This is a genomic window from Nocardioides sp. CPCC 206348 (assembly GCF_048654705.1).
Classification (GTDB): domain Bacteria; phylum Actinomycetota; class Actinomycetes; order Propionibacteriales; family Nocardioidaceae; genus Nocardioides.
On record NZ_JBMCZA010000169.1, the window covers coordinates 3,469 to 7,463 of the forward strand.

3 protein-coding genes are annotated in these 3,995 nt (G+C 65.7%); 1 reads left to right on the forward strand and 2 read right to left on the reverse strand.

What is annotated here, in order from left to right:
• The coding region (locus tag ACOADB_RS13490) for an acyl-CoA dehydrogenase family protein (protein WP_378599385.1) at positions 1 to 432 on the reverse strand (432 nt) is incomplete at its 3' end.
• Between the two features lie 17 nt (positions 433 to 449).
• A complete protein-coding gene (locus tag ACOADB_RS13495; RefSeq protein WP_378599388.1) occupies positions 450 to 3,500 on the reverse strand; it encodes a cytochrome P450 in 3,051 nt (1,016 codons plus the stop codon).
• A 127-nt stretch (positions 3,501 to 3,627) separates the two neighbouring features.
• Here ACOADB_RS13495 and ACOADB_RS13500 point away from each other — a divergent pair.
• Positions 3,628 to 3,995: AMP-binding protein (locus tag ACOADB_RS13500; protein WP_378599391.1), on the forward strand; the 368-nt coding region annotated here is incomplete at its 3' end.

Sequence of the window (3,995 nt, forward strand, 5' to 3'; positions counted from 1 at the left end):
TGTGGCCAGCATCGAGGGGTCGGAGCCGGCGCCCGGCGCCGGCTCGGTCATCGCGAACGCCGAGCGCACCCGCCCACGGACCAACGGCGCCAGGAAACGGTCCCGCTGCGCGGCGGTCGCGACGTGGTCGAGCAAATGGATGTTGCCCTCATCCGGGGCGTTGATGTTGAGCGCCATCGGGCCGAAGAGTCCATGGCCGGCCGCCTCGAAGACGGGGGCACGGTCCACCATGCCGAGACCGAGCCCACCGCAGTCGACCGGGCCGTGTGGCGACAACAGGCCCTCGGCACGCGCCTTGGTCTGGAGCTCAGCGCGGAGACGCTCGCCCCCGGCGAGCTCGACGTCGCCGTCGTGCTCGTCCTCGATGGGCAGGACCTCCGTCCGAACGAACTGCTCCGTCGCGCGGACGAGATTCTTGATCGTTTCAGGCACTGCTCACACCTTCATTCCTAGTTGCTGGCCCACACATCGACCAGCCACCGCCCCTCGACGGCGAGGTTCTGCATCCATGCCCGTGCCCCTTCGGGAGTCAAGCCATGCATTGCGCTGCGCAACTCGAGGAGCGTTGCCCGGACGCCCTCAGCCATCGCCGTCCCTCCGCAGACAAAGGCGATTCCTCCCCGGTCGAGCAGATCCATGACCGATCCACCCTCCTGCCGCACGAGGTCCTGCACGTACCCGCGGTCCAGGTCGGTGGCACGCGAGTAGGCACGGAAGATCTCGATGTCCGCTGCTGCCGCGAGCTCGTCGAGTTCGCCCAGGTAGAGCTCATCCGATTCCGGATGGCGACACCCGAAGAACAAGAGACCGGGGGCGAGGGCCACTCCCGCTTCCTTGGCGGCTGCCCGCTCCTGCAGAAACCCACGGAAGGGAGCAAGGCCGGTACCCGAGGCGATCATCAGGACCGGGCGGCTCGGGTCGCTGGGCAGCCGGAAGGCACTCGACGTGTCCCGGACGAAGGCGTGTACGACGTCACCTGCCTGCTGCTCGGCCAGGTGGTTGGAGCAGACGCCGTAGAACGTGCCGTTTCCCGAACGCGCTTCGTCGATCAGCGATCCCACCGTGATGGAGCACCTGTCCGGCTGCACCCTCGCCGAGGACGAGATTGAGTAGTACCGCGGCGTGAGGGGGCCCAGAAGCTCCAGGTAGACCGCAAACGGGAGACGGCAGGCGGGATGGAGCTCCAGCAGGTCGAGAACCGAGAGTCGCCGACCCAGTACCTGGTCGCGGTACGTGTCGCCGTCGAGGAGACCCTGGAGTTGCTGACGCGTCTCCGAATCCTCTGTGTGGTTCACGAGGCATGTCACGTGACGGCGGCCCGCGACGCCTTGAAGCTCCACGAAGTCGCTGAGCAGCTCCCCGACAGTCACCCTCTGCCCCACCGGCAGGAAGGTGCTCAACCCGTTGTCCGCATCGAGCCGGACCCAGGTGTCGAGGTCAAGGGAGAAACGATCGGCCACCCGAGCAGTGAGGGCCGTGCTGTTGCGCGCGATGACCCCGAGATGGTCGCCAGCCTCGTACGACAGGTCAGCCGGCAGTTCGAGCTCGATGTGGTGGACCGGACGGGTCAGGAACGGGCCGTCGGGCCGAGTCAGTTCGCGGACCTCAAGAACTCTCATGGGCCGTGCGTTCATTGACTGCACGAACGGATTGGCGAGGTCGCTGGGGAGGAACTCGATGCGGAGTCCGGAGACGGTCGAGGGCGCGACCTCGCTCAGATCGATGTCGAACACTCGGGCGACGTCCGGCCACAATGCCGCGTCCCACGCCTGGAGGTCGCCGTCGAAGTCATCGGCGACGTCGCCCTCACCGCGAGGGTGAACCCGCGTCGCGCCCAGCTCAACCAACCGGTCGTCGATCAGGCGAGGGAAGTCCTGGAAGGTGGGCGCCCACTCATGATTTCCGCAGCCGAAGACGCTGAACCTGACGCCGGAGAGATCGGGCGAACTCGCGGTGATCCACTCGGCGAAGCGCACCGCATTGTCGGGCGGGGTGCCGTTGTACGTCGCGGTGGCGATCATGACGACACCCTCGGTGGGCAGGGCCTCCACAGCCTCGTCCAAGGCAGCAGTGCGAACCTCGAATCCGCGTCGACGCCCGGCAGCGGCGAGGTCGCTCGCGACGTCCTCAGCGGTTCCGAAGTTCGAGCCGTAGAGCACCAGCATCGGCGTCCCGTGCTCCGGCACTGCGACGTCGACGGGCAGTCCTTGACTCTCACCTGCACCGACGGAACTCGCCGGGTCCACGTTCGGCGCCGCCAGCGGTCCGCGCTTCGACGCAGGTGTGAAGCGAACGGGCAGGTACTTGATCCCGTTCATGAAACTGGACTGCATGTGCCGTGCATCGCCGCTCACATCGATGTCCGGGAGTCTCGTGAACAGTTCCTTGAGCACGGTGTGCACCTGGAGACGAGCAAGGTTGGCACCGAGGCAGTAGTGCGTGCCGTCCCCGAAGGAGATGTGCGGGTTCGGGTCGCGAGTGATGTCGAAGCGATCTGGCTCGTCGAACACGGCCTCATCGCGGTTGGCCGATGCGTAGTTGATGACGACCCGGTCATTCTCGGCAATCTGCTGACCCGCGAGCTCCAGGTCCCTGGTGGCGGTCCGGCGAAACTGGATGACCGACGGATTGAAGCGCAGCACCTCCTCGACCGCGCCGGGCAACAACGACAGGTCGTCCCTGAGGAGCTGCAGTTGGTCCGGGTGCTGCGAGAGCGTCAGCATCGTGTTCGCCAGGAGATTGCGGGTCGTGTCGTTCCCGGCGATCACGAGGAGCTGGAAGAACCTGTCCAGTTCGCCGTCCGACAGGTACTCACCGTCGACCTCGGCGTTGACGACCGTGCTCCAGAGATCAGCGGTCGGATTCGTACGCCGCTGCGTCGTGGCCGCGCGGCAGTACGCGAACATCTCGGTGAACGCTGACAGGAAGGCCTGCGGGTCCGCCCCATACTCGGGGTCGTCGATTCCCACGAGGCGATTGGTCCAGCTGTACAGCAGTTTGCGATCCTCTGGCGGAATCCCGAGGACGTCAGCCAGCACGAGGAGCGGCATTTCTGCCGCAACGGTCGCAAGGTAGTCGGTCTCTCCTGCTTCACAGATGGCATCAACCACTTCGCGCGCGTGCCGCTGGATGGCGTCGAACAACTGCGCTCGGATCGTCTTGGGCGTGAACGCACGATTGACGATCTTTCGCAGCGCGGTGTGCTCGGGCGGATCCATGTTCAGCATCATGCGGCGCAACACGGCAATGTCACTGGGTCGCTGGTCACGAAGGAAGCTGGTGCCCCGCCAGGACGAGTAGTCCTGGGGATGCCGTGACACGTGACTCACCTCGGCGTGCCGCAGCACGAGCCAGTATCCGCGCCCTCCTGCGAAAGATGCCGTCGCCGGTTCCTCCACCCACACCACCGCGTGCTCGCGACGCAGGTCGCGGTACAGGTCGTGAGGGATCCCGCTTCCATAGAGGGACGGGGTCAGGACGTCGTGCAACGCGGCGGTCACGAGTGCGGATCCTTCATGACCGAAGGCTAGTGACCGTACGCACGGTCAGTCAACTATTGTGTCAGTCGTCACGAACCCTTACAGTGGCGTCACATTGACCGCACGTACAGTCAGGAGCACAGGGAACATGACCGCTACTCCCCCCGCCATCTTCGACATCATTGAGCGAGCCGTGGCAGCGTCGCCGGACCGCACCGCACTTGTCTTCGGGGAGCAGTCGTGGACCTGGCGCCAGCTGCACGACCGGATCCTTCGCCTCGCTGGCGCCCTTCGCACCGAGGGCATCGGGCCGGGAGACCGCATCGCTTTCCTCGACAAGAACCACCCCGCCTGTCTCGAGACGACGTTCGCCGCGTCGCTGCTCGGTGCCGCGCACGCGGTCGTCAACTTCCGGCTCTCGGCCGAGGAGCTGGTGTACCTCATCAACGACTCGACGGCAGAGGTACTCATCGTTGGTGCCGAATTCGCTGGCACCGTTGATTCGATCCGCGCCGA